The organism is Streptomyces sp. NBC_01669, assembly GCF_026339735.1.
Classification (GTDB): domain Bacteria; phylum Actinomycetota; class Actinomycetes; order Streptomycetales; family Streptomycetaceae; genus Streptomyces; species Streptomyces yanii.
In genome coordinates this window covers 5,625,087-5,643,673 of sequence record NZ_JAPEQG010000001.1, presented here as the reverse complement: position 1 = coordinate 5,643,673, position 18,587 = coordinate 5,625,087, and the positions used below count along the sequence as shown (strand labels likewise).

Genomic DNA, 18,587 nt, shown 5'->3' with positions numbered 1-18,587 from the left:
TGCGGCCGGACGGCAGGTCCGTAACTGCACGTCTGATCCATGTTTGTCTCTTACGGAGTTGATGGATCGTTGGCCGGCAATCAGCCAATCGGCCCCTCCTCCCGGACGAATGTTCCTATCGTGTGGGCACTTCACAAGAATCGAGAACGGCATGTCGGTCATCCTCATCGCGGTCGGCCTCGCGGCCACCTTGTCCGGCTGCGCCGCGGCTGCCCTCGGATGGCTCCCGCCGTGGCTGTCCGGATACATGGCACACCCCCGGGCCTGGGGGATCGGCATGGTCGGCATCGGCCTCTTCGCCCTGGCCCGGATCCCCTCGCTGCGTGAGCGCATCACGGACGCGGGATCGGTGGTGGCCGCGGTCCCGTTCGTGGTGCTCGTCGCCGGACTGGCCGGCCTCGCGCTCTCCGGCGGCCGTCCGAGCCGCCCGACCCGCTGAGCCGTCTCCGGCCACCCCTTCACGCCTGCGACATCAGCGCCAGATCGCCCTCGGGAAGCCAGCTCCCGGCGGGTACCTCCAGCCCGCGTTCCGCCGCCGTCACCCCCGCCGCGACCCGCCGCAGCGCGTCCACCCCTGGATGTTTCAGCCCTTTGCGCCACACCAGCGACACCGGTGACAGCGGCACGGGGTCGACCAGCGGCCGTACGACCATCCCCGGCACCTCGATGAACTCGGTGCTCGCCAGCACCGACCAGCCCTGCTTCCGCACCACCCGGACGAACTCCTCCTCCCCCACGATCTCCGGGAAGGGGGCCACCAGTTCGATCCCCCGCCCTGCGAAGAGCCGCTCCGCGAGGTCGGTCCACTCCGCCGTGGCCGGGTTGCCCGCCGCCGCGTACAGCCGCTCCCCCGTCAGCGCACCCATCGGGACCCGGTCGAGCGAGGCCAGCGGATGGTCGTCGCGCAGCAGGACGGTCAGCCGTTCGAAGCAGACCGGCTGATGCGACAGCCCCGCCCGTACTGCCGGAGCCAGCCCCGCGACCCGGCCGAAGGAGACATCGAGCCGCCCGGCCAGGATCTCCGCCGCCGCCCCCGTCAGCCCGCTCAGATAGCGCGCCACGAACTCCACTCCCGGCGCCTCGTCGCGGGCCAGCCCCAGCAGTCGGTGACCCGTCCCGATCGGGACGCTGACGTCGACCAGCAGCGGGCGGGTCTGCACCGCCCAGGCGGCGCGGAGGTCGTCGTGGGCGGCGATCACCCGGCGGGCCTGCGGCAGCAGCCGTTCGCCGTCGGGTGTGAGGGAGACCTGGCGGGTGCTCCGTACGAACAGGTCCGCACCGAGCTCGCGCTCCAGCCGGCGGATGTCCCGGCTGAGCGCCTGCTGGGCCAGGTAGAGCCGGGCGGCGGCACGGGTGAAGTGCAGCTCCTCGGCGACGGCGACGAAGGCGCGCAGCAGCCGCGGATCGATATCGGAGGAGGTCACGGGCCCGAATTTACAACACAGGTGCGTGAATGGGTGCGGAGCAGGTGTTGGACCGCATGGGCCGGCCACCGCGAGGGTTGAGCCATGCCGTACGACACTCCCACCACGCCCCTGCATGCCGTCTCCGGAGACATGCTGGTGATCGCCCCGCGGACCGGCGCTCCCGCCCGCCGCACCTCCACCAACCCGTACCGCCGGCTGCTCGCCACCCCGGGCGCCCGCGCCTTCACGGCGGGCAATCTGATCGCCCGGCTGCCGATGGGCATGTTCAGCGTCAGCGCGGTCATCATGATCGCCGGGTCGCGCGGCTCGTACGCCCTGGCCGGGGCGGTCACCGCGACCGGGCTCGCCGCGACCGCCGTGGTCGCGCCCTGGACGGCCCGGCTCGTCGACCGGTACGGCCAGGCCCGGATCGCCGTGCCCGCCACCGCGATCGCCGTACTCGGCTCGCTGGCGCTGTTGCTCTGTGTGCACTACGACGCCCCGGACTGGACGCTCTTCGCCGCCTACGCCGCGACCGCCACCACCCCCAACACCGGCGGCATGTCCCGTGCCCGGTGGGCCCATCTGCACCGCGGCGACCCGGCCGCCCTGCACACCGCGAACTCCTTCGAACAGGCCGCGGACGAGCTGTGCTTCATGCTCGGCCCCGCCCTCGCCGCGTTCCTGTGCGCAGCGCTCTTCCCGGAGGCCGGAACGCTCATCGGTGCGGTGCTGCTGATGACGGGCGTGCTGATCTTCGCCGCTCAGCGCGCCACCGAACCCCCGGTGGCGCCCGGCACCCGGGCGGGCTCCCCGCTGCGCACCCGGGGCATGCCCGCACTGCTCGCCGTCTTCCTCGCCACCGGCGCGGTCTTCGGCGCCATGGAGGTCGTCACGATCGCGCATGCCGGGGGCGCGATCGTGGCGCTCCAGGCGGGCGGCTCGTGCGTGGCGGGACTGCTGTACGGGTCGCTGCGCCCGGCCGTGGACATCCGGCGACGGCTCCTGTGGTGCCTGGCGGGGATGGCGGCGCTGATGTCCCTGCCGCTGCTCGCCGCCTCGTCGACCCCTTCGCTGCTCGCGCTGGCCGGCAGTCTGCTGCTGGCCGGCGCTGCGACGGCGCCGACGATGGTCACCGGGATGACGCTGGTGCAACGGCTGACCCCCGAGGGTCAGTTGAACGAGGGCATGACGCTCTCCGTCACCGCGCTGCTGGGCGGAATAGCGGCCGGTTCGGCGACCGGCGGCTGGATGGTGGAGCACGCCGGGACGATCACGGCGTACGTGGTGCCGGGGTGCGCGGCGGGGCTGGCGCTCGCGATGGCGGCGGCCGGGATCCGTGTGCGCGGCAACGGCGCGTAACCCGCGCCGGCGCGAGGACGCCGCACCCGCACACAGAACGAGGACCCCGCTGCCGGTGGGCAACGGGGTCCTCGTTCACATGGGAATTGTGGAGATGGCGGGAATCGAACCCGCGTCCAACGGTGCAGAACCAGGGCTTCTCCGAGCGCAGTTCGCTGCGATTTTCTCGGCCCCGGAGATCTCGCGAACAAGTCTCCGACGGGCCCAGTCACTGTTTGATTTCCCACCGAACCCCGTGACCGGGATCAGCGGTTTAGTCCCCTAGATTATGCCAGGGTCCGGGTCGGGAACACTCCCGGGCTGACACCCATTAAGGGTCCCTCACTCACTGCTTATTAGGCAGCGAGGGCGAAGGACTGGGAATCGCTCTTGGAATTGGCGATTATTGGTTGCGACATATGGTTTACGAGATCATTGCCGCTTCCTCGGCTCGCTTCCCCTGCTTCGACATCCGCTGTCGAAACCGATCATCCCCATGTTGATTTTTCAAAGGCGCACCGGCTGTGCGGTGCAGTCCCATCGTACGTGACCGACGGGCGACGGTGCCAGCCTATTCCTGCATGAGCGCGCTCAGGCGCTCCGCTGCCGCCGTCGGGCCGCCGAGATCGCGCGGTTCGTCTCGCGCAGGTCCTGCTTCTCGCGCAGCGTCTGCCGCTTGTCGAACTCCTTCTTGCCCTTGGCGAGCGCGATCTCGACCTTGACCCGGCCGTCCTTGAAGTACAGCGCGAGCGGCACGATCGTGTGCCCCGTCTCCTGCGACTTCGACTCCAGCTTGTCGATCTCGGCCCGGTGCATCAGCAGCTTGCGCTTGCGCTTGGCGGAGTGGTTGGTCCAGGTCCCCTGCACGTACTCGGGGACGTGCACGTTGTGCAGCCACGCCTCGTTCCCGTCGATCTGGACGAAGCCGTCCACCAGCGAGGCCCGGCCCAGCCGCAGCGACTTGACCTCGGTGCCCATCAGTACGAGGCCGCACTCGTAGGTGTCGAGGATGTGGTAGTCGTGCCGCGCCTTCTTGTTCTGCGCGATGAGCTTGCGCCCTGTGTCCTTTTCCTTAGCCATAGTGCGACCATTTTCGCACTACGACCCACCCCCGAGGCCACTCAATACTGTCTCGGCCCTCTGGAGGGCCCGGGAGGAGACCACAAGGTCCGGGGTGATGCCGCGGCCGTCGACGCTGCGGCCCGCCGGCGTGCGGTAGTGGCCGACGGTCAGCTCGGCCACCGAGCCGCCCGGGAGCTTGCTGGGCATCTGCACGGACCCCTTGCCGAAGGTGCGCGAGCCGACGGTGACGGCGCGGCCCCGGTCCTGGAGGGCTCCGGTCAGCAGCTCGGCCGCACTCATGGTGCCGCCGTCGACGAGGACGACGACCGGGCGGACCGTGTCACCGCCCCGCGTGGCATAGAGGGCGCGCTGCGCGCCGTGCACGTCATACGTGGCGACCAGTCCGCCGTCGAGGAATCCGGAGGCGGCGACCGCCGCCTCGGTGACCAGCCCTCCGGAGTTGCCCCGGAGATCGAGCAGCACCCCGGCGCCCGCCGGTGCGTCCCGGACCGCGTCGCGGATCCTGGCCCCCGAGCCCTTGGTGAAGGAGTCGACCTTGATCAGTACAGCTCCGGGGGAATCGGAACGGTCCGATCCGAGCCGCTTCGCCCCGATCCTGCGGACCGTGACGGCCTCGGTGGTGAGCCGGGCCCGGGTCAGCGTCAGCGTCCTGGCCGGGCCGGTGACGCCGCGCTGGACCGTCAGCACGACGGTGGTGCCCACGGCAGCGGTCGTACGGTCCCCGCGCAGCAGGGCGACCACCTCGGAGACGGGGCGCCGGTCGATCCGGCGGCCGTCGAGCGTACGGAGCAGATCGCCGGGCTCGATGCCGGCCAGGTCGGCGGGGCCGCCGGACTGGACCCGGGCCACCGCGACCAGTCCGTCGGCGGAGCGCTTCGCGGCCAGGCCGACGCCCGTGTAGGAGCCGTCGAGGGCCTGCTCGAACTCCTCGTACTCCCGCTCGTCGTACACCGCGCCCCAGCGGTCCCCGCTGCGACTGACGACCTCCTCGGCCGCCTCCGTGCTCGACTTGCCGTCGGCCACCGCCTCGGCCGCCGCGGCGGCGATCTCGTCGCGGTCGACGGTGGAGGCGACGGAACGGGCCTTTATCGCCGCAGCCCTCTCGTCACCCTGCGGCAGCGACCCGGTGGCCGCCGCCGTGGCGAGGACGCTCGCGAAGACCAATGTCAGGGCCGCCCCGCGGCCGAAGCCGCGGGGCCGGAGACGATGCGTAGGGCCCGACATGGCGACGAGTCTAGGACAACGCCCCGAGGGCGCACGGCCGGTTGACCGCACGCCCCACGGGGCGCATGTCACACCTTGAGGTACTTGCGGAGCGCGAAGAGCGCGGCAACGGCCGGCATCAGCAGACCGATCGCGAGGACCAGGGGCAGCTTGGTGAAGACCGCGTCCCAGCCGATGAAGTCGATCAGGTTGAGCTTCGACTGGAGCGCCAGTCCGCCGTCGATCAGGAAGTAACGCCCGGCCAGCAGCATGACGCAGGCGAGCAGACCACCGATGAGACCGGCGAACGCGGCCTCCATGATGAACGGCATCTGGATGTAGAAGCCGGAGGCGCCGACGAGCCGCATGATGCCCGTCTCGCGGCGCCGGCTGAACGCCGAGACCCGGACGGTGTTCACGATCAGCATCAGCGCAATGACCAGCATCAGCGCCATCACGAAGAGCGCGGCCACATTCATGCCGTTCATCAGGCCGAAGAGGTTGTCCAGGATCCCTCTCTGGTCCTGGACGGACTGCACCCCGTCACGTCCGGCGAAGGCGGTGGCGACGACCTTGTACTTCTTCGGGTCGTGGAGCTTGACCCGGAACGACTCCTGCATCTGGTCCGGCGTGATGTTGCCGGCCATCGGCGAATCGCCGAACTGGTCCTGGTAGTGCTTGTACGCCTGGTCGGCCGACTCGTAGGTGACCGTCTGGACGGCCTCCATCTTCTTGAGGTCGCCCTCGATGTCCTTCTTCTGCTGTGCGGTGACGGCGCCCTTGGCGCACTTCGGCACCGACTCCGCGTCGCTCTTGCTGCAGAGGAAGATCGAGACATTGACCTTGTCGTACCAGTAGTCCTTCATCGTGCTGACCTGTTCGCGCATCAGCAGCGCGCCGCCGAACAGGGCGAGCGAGAGGGCGACGGAGACGACGACGGCGAAGGTCATCGTGAGGTTGCGGCGGAGACCGACGCCGATCTCCGACAGGACGAACTGGGCGCGCATGGCGTCCTTTCAGTACTCGATGCTCAGCGGTTCCGGCACGGCCGGTACCGCTCAGTGCTGATAGCCGTAGACGCCGCGGGCCTGGTCACGTACGAGACGGCCCTGCTCCAGCTCGATGACGCGCTTGCGCATCTGGTCGACGATGTTCTGGTCGTGGGTCGCCATGATGACGGTGGTCCCGGTCCGGTTGATCCGGTCCAGGAGCTTCATGATGCCCACGGAGGTCTGCGGGTCGAGGTTGCCGGTCGGCTCGTCCGCGATCAGCAGCATGGGACGGTTCACGAACGCCCGCGCGATCGCCACGCGCTGCTGCTCACCACCGGAGAGCTCACCGGGCATCCGGTCCTCCTTGCCGCCGAGCCCGACGAGGTCGAGGACCTGCGGAACCGCTTTGCGGATCTCGCCGCGCGGCTTGCCGATGACTTCCTGGGCGAACGCCACGTTCTCCGCAACGGTCTTGTTGGGGAGCAGACGGAAGTCCTGGAAGACGGTGCCCAGCTGGCGGCGCATGTGCGGCACCTTCCAGTTGGACATGCGCGCGAGGTCCTTGCCGAGGACGTGGACCATGCCCTGACTGGCGCGCTCCTCGCGGAGGATGAGTCGCATGAAGGTGGACTTGCCGGAGCCGGAGGAGCCCACCAGGAAGACGAACTCCCCTTTCTCGATATCGAGAGACACATCCCGTAGAGCGGGACGGCTCTGCTTCGGGTAGGTCTTGGAGACGTTGTCGAATCGGATCACGGATGCACCACGGTCGGCCGGGAGTAGGTGTGCGTGACCATACGCGAACCGGGCTCAGCCGTGCAGGCGCGCGTCCCGTGATGGGCGATTTATGGCGGAACGGAACCGGGTGGAGGCGCAACCGGAACCGGAACGGACCGGGTGTTCTCCGGCGGGCCGCGCCGAATTCCGCGCGACCTGGCACAGTGGAGGGGGAACGGATGCGTTTCCATGAGCGTTGTGCGGAGAGAAGGCGTATGCGGCTCCGCCGCGCGGGAGGAGGAAAGCGCATGACCTATGACCGACTGGTGTGCGCAAACTGCGCGGCGCCTGTCAACGAGGGCCGATGCCCCGTATGCCGGGCCAGCCGCGCACGGCTGCAGCAGCAGGATCAGGGCCAGGGACCGTTCGCGGGGCTGAGCCCGGCGATGCTGGTCGCCCTGCTGGTGGTGCTGGTGGGCGCGCTGGCGCTGCTGGCGCACCAGACCGTGTAGCTGTCCGTAGCCGCCCGTACGGCGGGAGTGAGAATACGCGGAAGGGCCCGGGACGTTATGTCCCGGGCCCTTCTGTGTACGTAGGTGTACCTGGCGGCCACAGGCCTTAGGCGACCGTACGACCGTTCACCAGACGCGGCAGAATCCGGAAGCCGATGCCACCGGCGATCATCGTCGCGGCGCCGACCAGCAGGAACGTGGTCTCGGCCGCACCGGTCTCGGCGAGCTCGTCCTTGCCCTTGCCCTGCTCGACCGGCTGGTTGCCGACCGAGTCGGTGTCGGTGTTGTCCGCGCACACGGTGCCGTCGAGGTCGACGGTGCAGGTGCCGACGTCGCCACCGGTGGAGTCGTCGCCGCCGGAGCCACCGTTGCCGTTGGCACCACCGTTGTCGGCCGCGCCACCGTTGCCGTTGGCACCACCGTTGTCGGCCGCGCCACCGTTGTCGGCCGCACCACCGTTGCCGTTGCCGCCACCGTTGTCGGCCGCACCACCCTGGTCACCGGCACCACCCTGGTCGCCCGCACCACCCTGGTCGCCCGCACCACCCTGGTCACCGGCACCACCCTGGTCGCCCGCACCACCCTGGTCACCGGCACCACCCTGGTCGCCCGCACCACCCTGGTCGCCCGCACCACCCTGGTCACCGGCACCACCCTGGTCGCCCGCACCACCCTGGTCGCCCGCACCACCCTGGTCGCCCGCACCACCCTGGTCGCCCGCACCACCCTGGTCGCCCGCACCACCCTGGTCGCCCGCACCACCCTGGTCGCCCGCACCACCCTGGTCACCGGCACCACCATTGTCGGCGCCGCCGTCGGAGGTCGTACCGCCCTGGCCTCCGTTGTCACCGCCACTGGCCGCGTCGCTCTCGCCGTTCTCGCTACCGAGTCCGGCGTCGATGCCCAGGCCACTGTCGTCGGCCTGCGCGTTGGCGGAGAGACCGCCGATGTTGACACCGATGCCGACGGCCTGCGCCGCGCCGGCAGCGGTCAGCGAGGCACCCGCGGCGATTACCGCACCTGCGGCTATCCGCGCGACGCGGACTCGCGTCTTCTTGGTCATCTGCTGCTACCCCCAGTAGCTGTTCTCGTCATTGGAGCAGCCATATGCGGGCTCACGGCTCTGCCGGGGGTCGCACACTCGGCCGGGGCCACGTCGTGCCGTAGCCAAGCCATCCTCCCCGTTCACACCCGTCCCAGACATACGCATGCTGCAGTAGCACCCTGTCCAGAGATAAGGACTACGTCAAGCCCGTTCCGTGCAATGTGCACCGTTTTGCTGCCGGTTGATCGTCATTCAGAATCACGACTGTGACGCAGTCACCATGGCGCCCACGCAACTCGCAGCCCCAACTCCCCTTCCCGGGACGGAATTCCGTGTGCCGGTCCGGCCGGGCCGGCTACCGAAAACGGCGGTGCCGGAACCCCTTGAAGGGCCCGGCACCGCCGTTCGTACGCTTCGGTGGTTACTTCTCGCGCTGCTTCCGCCAGCGGATGCCCGCCTCCAGGAAGCCGTCGATCTCACCGTTGAAGACCGCTTCCGGGTTGCCGATCTCGAACTCCGTACGCAGGTCCTTGACCATCTGGTACGGGTGCAGGACGTACGAACGCATCTGGTTGCCCCAGGAGTTGCCGCCGTCGCCCTTGAGCGCGTCCATCTTGGCCTGCTCCTCCTGGCGGCGGCGCTCAAGGAGCTTGGCCTGGAGGACGTTCATCGCGGACGCCTTGTTCTGGATCTGCGAACGCTCGTTCTGGCAGGAGACGACGATGCCGGTCGGCAGGTGGGTCAGGCGCACCGCGGAGTCGGTCGTGTTGACGCCCTGGCCACCGGGACCGGAGGAACGGTACACGTCGACGCGGAGCTCGGACTCGTCGATCTCGATGTGGTCGGTCTGCTCGACGACCGGCAGCACCTCGACGCCCGCGAAGGACGTCTGGCGACGGCCCTGGTTGTCGAAGGGCGAGATCCGGACGAGCCGGTGGGTGCCCTGCTCGACGGAGAGCGTGCCGTAGGCGTACGGAATCTGGACGGCGAAGGTGGTCGACTTGATGCCGGCCTCTTCCGCGTACGACGTCTCGTAGACCTCGGTCTTGTACCCGTGCCGCTCGGCCCAGCGGATGTACATGCGCTGGAGCTTCTCGGCGAAGTCGGCGGCGTCGACGCCACCGGCCTCGGCACGAATGTTGACCAGCGCCTCACGGGAGTCGTACTCGCCGGAGAGGAGGGTACGGACCTCCATCTCGTCGAGCGCCTTCTTGACGGACTCCAGCTCCCTCTCGGCCTCGGCGAGGGCGTCGGCGTCGCCCTCGTCCTCGGCGAGCTCGAAGAGAACCTCAAGATCGTCGATACGGCCGCGGAGTGCCTCGGTCTTGCGGACCTCGGCCTGGAGGTGCGAAAGCTTGCTGGTGATCTTCTGCGCCGCCTCCGGGTCGTCCCAGAGGGACGGCGCCGCCGCCTGCTCCTCGAGCGCGGCGATGTCCGCCCTCAGCGCCTCGAGGTCCAGGACGGCCTCGATCGACCCCATGGTCGAGGAGAGGGACTTCAGCTCTTCGGAAATATCGACGACTGCCACGGGTCCAGCGTAACGGCTGTCGGCCCGGACCATCCCCGGGCCGTCCTTTCCGCGGGGATCCGTGCGGTCGCGGCGCGGTTACGGAGCCGTCGGCACCGAGTTCTTCGTGTCCTGCGGAGTCGCGTCCGCGCCGTTGCCGCCGAAGGCCAGCCAGCCGCCCACACCCAGGGCCGCGCACAGCACCAGCGCCACCGCGCCCAGCGTGATGCGGCGCTTGCGGATGGCCGCCGACTTGTTCCGCGCCGAGCCCGGACGGGGCTGGCCCGGGGCGCGGGGGGCCCGGGCCGTGCCCCGGGGGCCGCCGGAGAGCTCGTCGGGGCCCGGGACGCGCATGCTGGTGTGGGTGTCCCGGTTGGAGTCCGGGGAGGCGCCGGGGACCAGCGGGACCGCGCCGCGACGGCGGGGTTCGTCGGGGGCCGGGGTGTACTGCTGCTCGTCGTAGGGCTGAGGTTCCGGTTCGGCGTCCGGCTCGTCGACGTCCAGGGGCGGGATGCCGGCCAGGTGCGGGAGCTGCTCGCGCAGACGCGCCGCGAGCTCGGAGGCGCGCAGCCGGGAGGCCGGGGCCTTGGCCAGGCACTGGACCAGGAGCTGCCAGAGCTCCTCGGGGATACCGGGAAGCGGGACCACGGTCTCCGTGACGTGGCGCCGCAGCACCGCGCCGGGGTGGCCGCCGCCGAAGGGCGTGAAGCCCGCGAGGAGCTCGTACAGCACCGTCGCGAGGGCATAGATGTCGACGGCGGCGCGCGGCGGGAGTCCCTCGACGATCTCGGGGGCCAGATAGTCCGGCGTACCGATGATCTTCGTGGCCTTGGTGCGGCGCGGGGTGTCGATCAGCTTGGCCACGCCGAAGTCGGTGAGCAGCGCGGGGTGCGAGCCGCCGGGGCCGAGCGGTCCCTCCATGTCGAGCAGGATGTTCTCCGGCTTGACGTCGCGGTGGACCACTCCGGCGGCGTGCGCGGCCGCGAGGCCGTCGGCGACGTCCGCGATGATCGCGACCGCTGCCTCCGGGGCGAGGCGGCGCTCGCGGTCGAGGCGGGTGCGCAGATCCGTACCGCGTACCAGGTTCATGACCAGCGCCAGGTCGTTGCCGTCCACGACGAGGTCGTGGACGGCGACGATGTGCGGGTGGTCGAGCCCCAGCAGCGCGGTGCGCTCCTGGACGAAGCGTCCGACCAGCTCCTGATCGGACGCGAGGTCCTCGCGGAGCAGCTTGATGGCGACGGGGCCCTCAGGACCCTCGCCGAGCCACACCGTGCCGGCGCTGCCGCGCCCCAGGATCTGGTGGGCGGTGTACCGGCTGCCGATATTCCGTGCCAAGACTGCTCCCTCAGCGGCTGGCGTTGGACCCCCGGTCGACAAAGTTACGCGGCGATCGGGGTGTTACGTGCCCTGGATGGCGCCAACCTTCACTTCTGCGGGCGAAATCGCCCCGCAGAAGTCGACAAAGCTACGAAGTTGGTGATGTGGGCTCCGTCAGGGGCCGCTGCTGCTGCCCAGTTTCGACAGCCAGTCGGTGACGGAGGAGACCGCGTCGCCGATCGCGTTCCAGTAGCTCTGCCCCTGTCCGATCCAGTCCTGCAACGGCGTCAGTTCCCAGATCAGCCAGCCCGCGACGAAGAGCAGCACCACCGTGAACAGGCAGCCCTTGAGACAGCCGAGACCCGGGATCTTCATCGGGTTGGCGCTGCGCTGCCTCGGCTCGCGGGGCGGGCGCGGGGCCGGCTGCTGGGGCGCCGGCTGTTGCGGAGGTGCGTACTGCTGCCGCTGGGGCTGGGGGTGTTGCGGTTGCTGGCGGCGCTGGGGGTACTGCTGGGGCTGCTGCTGGGGCTGCTGCTGCGGGTACTGCTGCTGGTGCTGCGGAGCCTGTTGCGGCTGCCGGCGCTGCGGCCGACGGCGCAGCGGATCCTGGCTCGGGTCGAGGTACTGGACCTGCGTCTGCTCGTTGCGGTCGCGGGCCGCCTGCAGCTGGGACTGCCACGGATGCGGGCCGTCGGGCTGCGGCGGGCCGTCGGGGCGCTGCGGTACGGGTGGCATGACCGCGGTCGGGTCGGCGTGCCCGCCCTGGCCCTGCCCCGGTCCGAACCCCTGGCCGGGTGAGTGCTGCATGACGCTGGTCGCCGCGTTCGGGTCGTACGCACCCGCATTGCTCGGCAGCACCTGCGTCGGGTCGGCCGCGCCGGGGGTCTCCGGCACGGCTGCGGGCGCCGGGTCGGGCGCGAGCAGGGCGCCCACGCCGTCGGCGGCCGCGATCTGCGCCGAGGTGGCGTGCACACCGATGCCGGCCGCGACGGTACGCAGGCCGCGGGCCAGGTTCTCCGCGCTGGGCCGTCCGTCCGGGTCCTTGCTCAGGCAGCGCTCTATGACCGTCCAGAGCGGCGCCGGGACGGTGGTGGGGCGTCGGGGCTCCTCACTGAGGTGCCGGTGCAGTACCTCGAGGGCCGTGCCGCCGGAGAACGGCGGGCGCCCGGTGACCAGCTCGTACAGCAGGATGCCCGCGCCGTAGATGTCGACGGCGGAGGTCTGCGGGCGTCCCTCGGCGGACTCCGGCGCCACATAGGCGGGCGTGCCGACGAACTCATGGGTCCGGGTCAGGCCCGGGGAATCGGCGAGCCGCGCGATGCCGAAATCGGTCAGCATCGGATGCATCTGGCCGTCGCGCTCGGACAGCAGGACATTCGCCGGCTTCAGGTCGCGGTGGACGACACCGTCGGCGTGGCTGGCGGCCAGCGCGTCCGCGATCTGAGCGGTGAGGAGCGAGGCGGCGACCGGAGTGAGCGGGCCGTTCTCGCGGAGGTAGCGGTGCAGGTCGGGACCGTCGACCAGATCCATCACGAGGGCGAGGAGATCGCCTTCGACGACCAGGTCGCGGGTGCGCACGATGTTCTCGTGGGTGAGCCGCAGCAGCACGGACCGCTCGCGCAGGAACCGCATCACCACGTCCGCGTCGTTGGCGAGCTCCTCCTTGAGGACCTTGATCGCCACGGTCTCGCCGGGCTGGCCGGCGACGGCCGCCTCGGAGCCTGCGGTCTCCCGCTGGCGGGCGCGCCAGACGGTGCCCGTCGCGCCGCGTCCCAGCGGCTCTTCGAGCAGGTACTTGCTGCCTACCGGCCGCACGTCATGCGCTCCCTGCTGATCGTGGTGCTTACGGCCCCCCGGGGCCCGCCCCGGGGGTTTCCGGCCCACTCTAATGCCGCTCCGGGGGCTTCGAACGGGTCACCGGTCGATCACCTTCCGGTCGTGGACGAGGTGTGAGCCATCGTGTCCGAAAGGAGACGCCCACACCGGACAGATGGTTGCCGCACAAACGTGCGACTGGCCGGATTCCGACGGTTACCCCGCATCCGTGCGCGGCTCCGGGTACCGCCCCAAGCAGGCACTTTTGGGTCCACAGCCGACCTTTCAAGATCACTTCGAGGTGGCCCGCGGGCGTGTTGTCAGCGGCAGGTGCGAGGATGCCTCCAGCACGGAACTGTGGGGTCGGAGCCTCGCGGTACGTGACGACCTGTACCGGACGACGCGTCCGTGCCGGGTGGGGGGAATCACAGGGCGTTTCCCCTGCCGGGCACCCCGCGCAGAAGGGACCGCTGACGGCGATGCAGATCCGGCTGACCGTCCTCGCGCCGCGCAGCGGCCAGACCCCGGCGCGCGCCTGCGACGTGCTCGTCACCGCCCCCGCGGGGACGGCACTCGCCACCGTGGCCTCCAACCTGGCCGCCGCCGTCTCCGGGCCCGACGGCTCGCTCGGCGGCGGAGCGGTGGTGCTGTTCGCCGGCCGCGACCGGCTCGACGCGCAGCGGTGCGCGCTCGGCGAGCCGCCGCTGGTCGACGGCGCGGTGCTCTCGCTCCAAGTCCCCGGGGAGGACGAGACGGCGGCCGACGCCGTTCCGGCGCAGTTGCACGTGGTCGCGGGGCCCGATGCGGGCGGCGTCCATCTGCTGCACGGCGGACAGATACTGATCGGCCGGTCCGCCGACGCGGACGTCCCGCTCGACGACCCCGATGTGTCCCGGCTGCACTGCGCGGTGACGGTCTCCGAGGACGGCGCGGTCTCGGTCGCTGACCTGGGCTCCACGAACGGCACCTCGCTGGACGGTACGGAGGTCCGCGACCGCCCGGTCCGGCTGAGGCCGGGCGCGCTGCTGCGGCTCGGCGAATCGACGCTCCGGCTTACATCGGGCTCGCCCACGCCGTCGCTGGCGACTGCGCCGGACGGCGAGGGGCATCTGCGGGTCGCACGGGCGGCGGGCGGGAACCTCTCGGCGAAACCGGACGGATACGCCACCGGTCACGCGTACAGCGCGGGCGCCGCACCCGTGGCGTACGAGGGCGGTGCGCCGGCCGGGTCGGACGACGGGGGCGTACGGGGCACCGCCCGGCGGGCGTCCGGCCGATTCCCGGACGACGAAACACCCCGGCGCGGCGGGATAGGGGCCTGGGCGCGCAGGCTGGCGCGAAACAAGGGCGAGCCGGTGCACGAGGCGGCGCCCGACGAGGCGGGGACGGTGGGCCTGCCGGGCCCGCTCGCGTCCGTACCTCGGCCGCGCTCGTCCTCGGCGGGGACATGGCCCGACCCGGCGGCCGTGCTGCTGACCGCGCTCGGGCCCGGACCCCGGCTGTGGGAGCGCGACGCCGAGCACCCCGAGGCGCTCGTGGTCCGGCTCGGCACCACGGACCGGGCGGAGCTGCCCGCAGTGCCGGTGACCGTGGGACTTCGGGAGGCCGGTTCGCTGGGGCTCGCCGGTCCGCGGGAGCGGCTGGCCGGGCTCGCCCGCTCGACGGTGGCGCAGCTCGCCGCGCTGCACTCCCCGGCCGACCTGGAGATCGTGCTCATCAGCACGGACCGTGCCCGCAGCGCCGACGAGCGCAGGCGCGAGTGGGCATGGCTCGGCTGGCTGCCCCATCTGCGGCCGATGCACGGGCAGGACTGCCGACTCCTGCTCGCGTACGACCGTGAGCAGGCGACGGCGCGCACGACGGAGCTGATGCGCCGGCTGGACGACGGGCCGCTCGGCACCGGCTGGGCCAGCGTCGACCGGAGCACGGTCGCCGAGACCGCCCGGCGGTACGAGGGGCCGTACACCGTGGTGATCGTCGACGGCGACCCCGGATCCGCGGTGCTGCGCGAGACCACGGCACGGCTGGCCGCCGCGGGTGCGGCAGCCGGGATCCATCTGATCTGTCTGGCCGAGACGCCGGCCGCGTCGCCCACCTCGCCCGTCGCGGCGACATACGAGGCGGCCTGCCATGCGTCGATCGCGTTCCGCGAGTGCGGAGCGGTGGCGATGCTGAGCGGCGACGTGGCGACGGCACTGCGGCTGCTGCGCACAGCGGGCGGACAGGCTGCGGGCCACGGCACCGTGGCCGCGGTGGACGCGGTGTCGGTGGCGTGGGCGGAGCGGTTCGGGCGGGCGCTGGCACCCCTGCGTACGGAGGGCCGGGCGACGGCGCCCGGCCGCCCGCCGGCAGCGGCCCTCCCCCGGTCCGCCCGTCTGCTGGACGAACTGGGCCTGGCCAGAGCCACCCCGGCTTCCCTGCTGGCCCGCTGGGCCTCGACCTCCGAGACTCAGCCGGGGGCGACGGTGCGTGGGGCGGGGAGCTGGAGCGGCGGTGGAGGCGTGACCTTTTCCGCCGGTGCCGTCGATCCGGAGGCGGCAGCCGTGGACGCCCACGGTTCGGGCCGTACGACATACCCGGGGAGTGAATCCGCCTGGTCCGGCCGCACGCCGTACCCCAACGGTGAGACGTCCGGCACATCGGGCCGCACGCCGTACCCCGGGATGGCGAACGACACGCACGCAGGCACGTCACGACATGCCTTCGGCCGCGACGAGGGCCGTTCAACGGCCGGTTCGGGCCGCGCCGCCTACCCGGGTGCGGACACCCCCGGCTCAGGACGCACCCCCCACCCCGCCGCGCCCGCACCCCGCGTCGGTGCGCAGCGTTACGGCGGCGTGTCCGGCGACTTCGGCGGCTCCCGTGCCGTTCCCGGGGCGGAGCATGCAACCGCCACCGGCACGCCCATGGCCGCAACCTCGCCCCCACCCGCCCCCACCCCCGCCTCCGCCGGGCGGCCCGTCGTCGTTCTCGGGGCCGGGCCCAGGGGCGCAGTCAGTGTCGATCTGGCCGATGAAGGACCCCACCTCCTCATCGAGGGCCCGGCCGGCAGTGGACGTACGGAGTTGCTGCGAGCCGTCGCCGCCTCGCTGGCCGCTGCCGCGCGGCCCGACCGGCTCGGCATCCTTCTGGTTGACGGAGCCGGTGGTGAGCGCGGCGAAAGCCTGCACCCCTGCACGGAACTCCCGCATGCGTTCACCCATTTGGTCGCCTCCGATCCGGTCAGAATGCGCGAGTTCGCCCAGGCCCTGGGCGGCGAGCTGAAGCGGCGGGCCGAGCTGCTCGGGCGGCTCGACTTCAACGACTGGCATGCCCGGCACGACGTGGCGCAGCAGCCGGTCGGCCGACGCGCTCCCAGCACCGCCGAGCAGCGCGGTGACCTGGACCCGGCGATGAGCGGCACGCTCCGGCTGCGGCCCGCCGCCGCGCGGTCCGCGGATCCCGGCCCGTCGCCGCTGCCCCGGCTCGTCGTCCTCGTCGACGACTTCGACGCCCTGGTCGCCCCCGCGCTCGGCAGCCCGGGGCGGCCCGCCGCCGGTTCGGTCGTACGGGCGCTGGAGTCCGTCGCCAGGGACGGTGGCCGGCTGGGCGTGCATCTGGTCGCGACGTCCGCCCGCGCCGACCGCACGGAGGACACGGAGCTTGCCCGTGGGGCGCGGCTGCGCGCGGTGCTCGACGCGCCCGTCGTCACGCCCTCGCCGGAGGATCCGGCACCCGGCCGCGGCCGGCTGGGGCATCCGGACGGGCGAGTGACGCCGTTCCAGGGCGGCCGGGTCACGGGCCGCATTCCGCGCACCGCGACCCTGCGGCCCACCGTCGTCCCACTGGAGTGGGAGCGGATGGGCGATCCGCCGACCCGGCGCCCGGTCCGGGAACTGGGCAACGGACCGACGGACCTCGCGCTGCTGGCCAGCGCGCTGGAGCGGGCCGCCCGTTCGGTGAACGCCGAGCGAATAGCTCCGCTCACGCCCTACCACTCCTGAGGGGTCCTCACCCCGGTGGCCGGTGCGTCCTCGACTTCCCCCATGGCCTCAAGGGCATGGGAGGGACCCCCTCGACGGGCTTCATCCGCAAGCCCGCCGAGGGGGTTCGAAGAAGACTGACTTCACGTCACGAGCCCATCACAATCGATCAGTTGGGGCTGAAAGCGGTATTGCGGCGTCCGTGCACCGGGCGTAGGACTGTGCGCACAGGACGACCTGATGGACGAGCGGCACCGCCGACCCACCGGCGGTCCCGCCCGTCCGTTCACGCGCACAGGAGAGACGGGGCAGCGATGCGCACAACGCTTCGGATTCGCAGGGCCGCGATGGTGTTCACCGCCGTCGGCGCACTGGCCCTCACCGGCTGCGGCGACGACGGCGGCAGCGGAAAGGGAAAGACGAGCGGAGGGTCCGGCAGTGACGAGCCGAGCTCCTCGGCCGTCGCACTGCCCAAGCTGGACGGCGAGAAGATCTCGGTCGCGGCCGTCTGGACCGGGCCCGAGCAGGCCAACTTCCTCAAGGTCCTCAAGGAGTTCGAGAAGCGCACGGGTGCCACGGTCACCTTCGTCCCGGCGCAGGACCCTATCGTCAACTTCCTCGGTACGAAGATCGCGGGCGGCCAGCCGCCGGACGTCGCGATGATCCCGCAGGTGGGTGCGATCAAGCAGGCCGTGGAAAAGAAGTGGGCCAAGCCGGTCGGCGCCGACGCGAAGGCACAGCTGGCGAAGAACTACGCGAAGGTCTGGCAGGACCTCGGCGCGGTGGACGGCACCCAGTACGGCGTCTACTTCAAGGCCGCCAACAAGTCCCTGATCTGGTACAACGCCAAGGCGTTCGAGAACGCGGGGGCGAGTGAGCCGAAGACCTGGAAGGACTTCATGGCGACGGCCGAGACGGTCTCCGCCTCGGGTGTCACCCCGGTCTCGGTCGGCGGCGCGGACGGCTGGACGCTCACCGACTGGTTCGAGAACGTCTATCTCTCCCAGGCAGGCCCGGAGAAGTACGACCAGCTGGCACAGCACAAGATCAAGTGGACCGACCCGTCCGTCAAGGACGCGCTGAAGACGCTCGCCGAACTCTTCGGCAAGCCGTCCCTGATCGCGGGCGGCGCCGACGGTGCCCTGCAGACGGAGTTCCCGGCCTCGGTCACCCAGACCTTCACCGGCGGTGACCAGCCGAAGGGCGCCATGGTCTTCGAGGGCGACTTCGTCGGAGTCAACATCGCGCAGACCAAGGCGAAGATCGGTACGGACGCCAAGGTGTTTCCGTTCCCGGCGGTCGGCGCCGAGTCACCCGTGGTGACCGGCGGCGACGCGGCAGTGGCGCTGAAGGACAGCAAGGGCGCCCAGGCCCTGCTGACCTGGCTGGCCTCGGCCGATGCCGCGAAGATCTGGGCCGAGCAGGGCGGGTTCATCTCGCCGAACAAGTCCCTGGACCCCGCCGCGTATCCGAACGAGGTGCAGCGCACCATGGCGAAGGCGCTGATCGCGGCCGGTGACGCAGTCCGGTTCGACATGTCCGACCAGGCCCCGCAGTCGTTCGGCGGGACGCCCGGGAAGGGCGAGTGGAAGACGCTCCAGGACTTCCTGAAGAACCCGAAGGACATCGCGGGGACCCAGGCGAAACTGGAGTCCGACGCGGCCAAGGCGTACAAGAGCTGACG

General features: G+C 71.2%; 14 protein-coding genes and 1 other RNA gene. 5 read left to right on the top strand and 10 right to left on the bottom strand.

Annotated elements, in window-relative coordinates:
• Positions 1 to 151: 151 nt before the first annotated feature.
• Complete coding sequence (locus OG972_RS25290; RefSeq protein WP_266985066.1) at positions 152 to 439, top strand: hypothetical protein; 288 nt, start codon at positions 152 to 154, stop codon at positions 437 to 439.
• A 19-nt stretch (positions 440 to 458) separates the two neighbouring features.
• Here OG972_RS25290 and OG972_RS25285 read toward each other — a convergent pair whose 3' ends face one another.
• Positions 459 to 1,424 (bottom strand): LysR family transcriptional regulator, encoded by a 966-nt coding sequence (locus OG972_RS25285; RefSeq protein ID WP_266985064.1) that lies wholly within the window; start codon positions 1,422 to 1,424, stop codon positions 459 to 461.
• Between the two features lie 132 nt (positions 1,425 to 1,556).
• Here OG972_RS25285 and OG972_RS25280 point away from each other — a divergent pair, with 132 nt between their 5' ends.
• The gene (locus tag OG972_RS25280) at positions 1,557 to 2,768 is read left to right on the top strand and encodes an MFS transporter (RefSeq protein WP_266990704.1); all 1,212 of its coding nucleotides are present in this window, start codon (positions 1,557 to 1,559) and stop codon (positions 2,766 to 2,768) included.
• A gap of 86 nt (positions 2,769 to 2,854) precedes the next feature.
• Here the strand turns inward: OG972_RS25280 and ssrA are convergent.
• The 5 genes from ssrA to ftsE all read right to left on the bottom strand — a co-directional run bounded on the left by ssrA (position 2,855) and on the right by ftsE (position 6,781).
• Positions 2,855 to 3,243, bottom strand: a transfer-messenger RNA (tmRNA) gene (gene ssrA / locus OG972_RS25275).
• Between the two features lie 95 nt (positions 3,244 to 3,338).
• Positions 3,339 to 3,827 (bottom strand): SsrA-binding protein SmpB, encoded by a 489-nt coding sequence (gene smpB / locus OG972_RS25270; RefSeq protein ID WP_037699903.1) that lies wholly within the window; start codon positions 3,825 to 3,827, stop codon positions 3,339 to 3,341.
• An 18-nt stretch (positions 3,828 to 3,845) separates the two neighbouring features.
• On the bottom strand, positions 3,846 to 5,054 hold the full coding sequence (locus OG972_RS25265; protein WP_266985061.1) for a S41 family peptidase: 1,209 nt from the start codon (positions 5,052 to 5,054) through the stop codon (positions 3,846 to 3,848).
• A gap of 68 nt (positions 5,055 to 5,122) precedes the next feature.
• The gene (ftsX, locus tag OG972_RS25260; protein WP_266985059.1) at positions 5,123 to 6,040 is read right to left on the bottom strand and encodes a permease-like cell division protein FtsX; all 918 of its coding nucleotides are present in this window, start codon (positions 6,038 to 6,040) and stop codon (positions 5,123 to 5,125) included.
• Between the two features lie 51 nt (positions 6,041 to 6,091).
• Entirely contained in the window at positions 6,092 to 6,781 is a 690-nt protein-coding gene (gene ftsE / locus OG972_RS25255; protein WP_024489199.1) for a cell division ATP-binding protein FtsE, read from the bottom strand.
• Positions 6,782 to 7,050: 269 nt separating this feature from the next.
• Between ftsE and OG972_RS25250 the strand changes: the two genes are divergently transcribed.
• The gene (locus tag OG972_RS25250) at positions 7,051 to 7,254 is read left to right on the top strand and encodes a hypothetical protein (protein ID WP_266985057.1); all 204 of its coding nucleotides are present in this window, start codon (positions 7,051 to 7,053) and stop codon (positions 7,252 to 7,254) included.
• A 106-nt stretch (positions 7,255 to 7,360) separates the two neighbouring features.
• On the opposite strand, the gene OG972_RS25245 is transcribed toward OG972_RS25250, so the two are convergent.
• From OG972_RS25245 to OG972_RS25230, 4 genes are all read right to left on the bottom strand, one after another.
• Positions 7,361 to 8,317: a hypothetical protein gene (locus OG972_RS25245; RefSeq protein ID WP_266985055.1), complete on the bottom strand. Its 957-nt coding sequence runs from the start codon at positions 8,315 to 8,317 to the stop codon at positions 7,361 to 7,363.
• Positions 8,318 to 8,720: 403 nt separating this feature from the next.
• Positions 8,721 to 9,827 carry a peptide chain release factor 2 gene (gene prfB / locus OG972_RS25240; protein WP_266985053.1) on the bottom strand — a complete coding sequence of 369 codons (1,107 nt, stop codon included), beginning with the start codon at positions 9,825 to 9,827 and terminating at the stop codon, positions 8,721 to 8,723.
• A 78-nt stretch (positions 9,828 to 9,905) separates the two neighbouring features.
• Positions 9,906 to 11,144 carry a serine/threonine-protein kinase gene (locus OG972_RS25235; RefSeq protein ID WP_266985051.1) on the bottom strand — a complete coding sequence of 413 codons (1,239 nt, stop codon included), beginning with the start codon at positions 11,142 to 11,144 and terminating at the stop codon, positions 9,906 to 9,908.
• Between the two features lie 156 nt (positions 11,145 to 11,300).
• Positions 11,301 to 12,941, bottom strand: a complete 1,641-nt coding sequence (locus OG972_RS25230) for a serine/threonine-protein kinase (protein WP_266985049.1) — start codon at positions 12,939 to 12,941, stop codon at positions 11,301 to 11,303.
• 479 nt (positions 12,942 to 13,420) lie between these two features.
• Here OG972_RS25230 and OG972_RS25225 point away from each other — a divergent pair, with 479 nt between their 5' ends.
• On the top strand, positions 13,421 to 16,924 hold the full coding sequence (locus OG972_RS25225) for an FHA domain-containing protein (RefSeq protein ID WP_266985047.1): 3,504 nt from the start codon (positions 13,421 to 13,423) through the stop codon (positions 16,922 to 16,924).
• 293 nt (positions 16,925 to 17,217) lie between these two features.
• Positions 17,218 to 18,585, top strand: a complete 1,368-nt coding sequence (locus OG972_RS25220; RefSeq protein WP_266985045.1) for an ABC transporter substrate-binding protein — start codon at positions 17,218 to 17,220, stop codon at positions 18,583 to 18,585.
• The last annotated feature ends 2 nt before the right edge of the window (positions 18,586 to 18,587 follow it).

Coding starts and splice junctions, on each gene's coding strand:
- OG972_RS25290 (WP_266985066.1), top strand. CDS start 152: ATGTCGGTCATCCTCATCGCGGTCGGCCTCGCGGCCACCTTGTCCGGC.
- OG972_RS25280 (WP_266990704.1), top strand. CDS start 1,557: ATGCTGGTGATCGCCCCGCGGACCGGCGCTCCCGCCCGCCGCACCTCC.
- smpB (WP_037699903.1), bottom strand. CDS start 3,827: ATGGCTAAGGAAAAGGACACAGGGCGCAAGCTCATCGCGCAGAACAAG.
- OG972_RS25265 (WP_266985061.1), bottom strand. CDS start 5,054: ATGTCGGGCCCTACGCATCGTCTCCGGCCCCGCGGCTTCGGCCGCGGG.
- ftsX (WP_266985059.1), bottom strand. CDS start 6,040: ATGCGCGCCCAGTTCGTCCTGTCGGAGATCGGCGTCGGTCTCCGCCGC.
- OG972_RS25250 (WP_266985057.1), top strand. CDS start 7,051: ATGACCTATGACCGACTGGTGTGCGCAAACTGCGCGGCGCCTGTCAAC.
- OG972_RS25245 (WP_266985055.1), bottom strand. CDS start 8,317: ATGACCAAGAAGACGCGAGTCCGCGTCGCGCGGATAGCCGCAGGTGCG.
- OG972_RS25225 (WP_266985047.1), top strand. CDS start 13,421: ATGCAGATCCGGCTGACCGTCCTCGCGCCGCGCAGCGGCCAGACCCCG.
- OG972_RS25220 (WP_266985045.1), top strand. CDS start 17,218: ATGCGCACAACGCTTCGGATTCGCAGGGCCGCGATGGTGTTCACCGCC.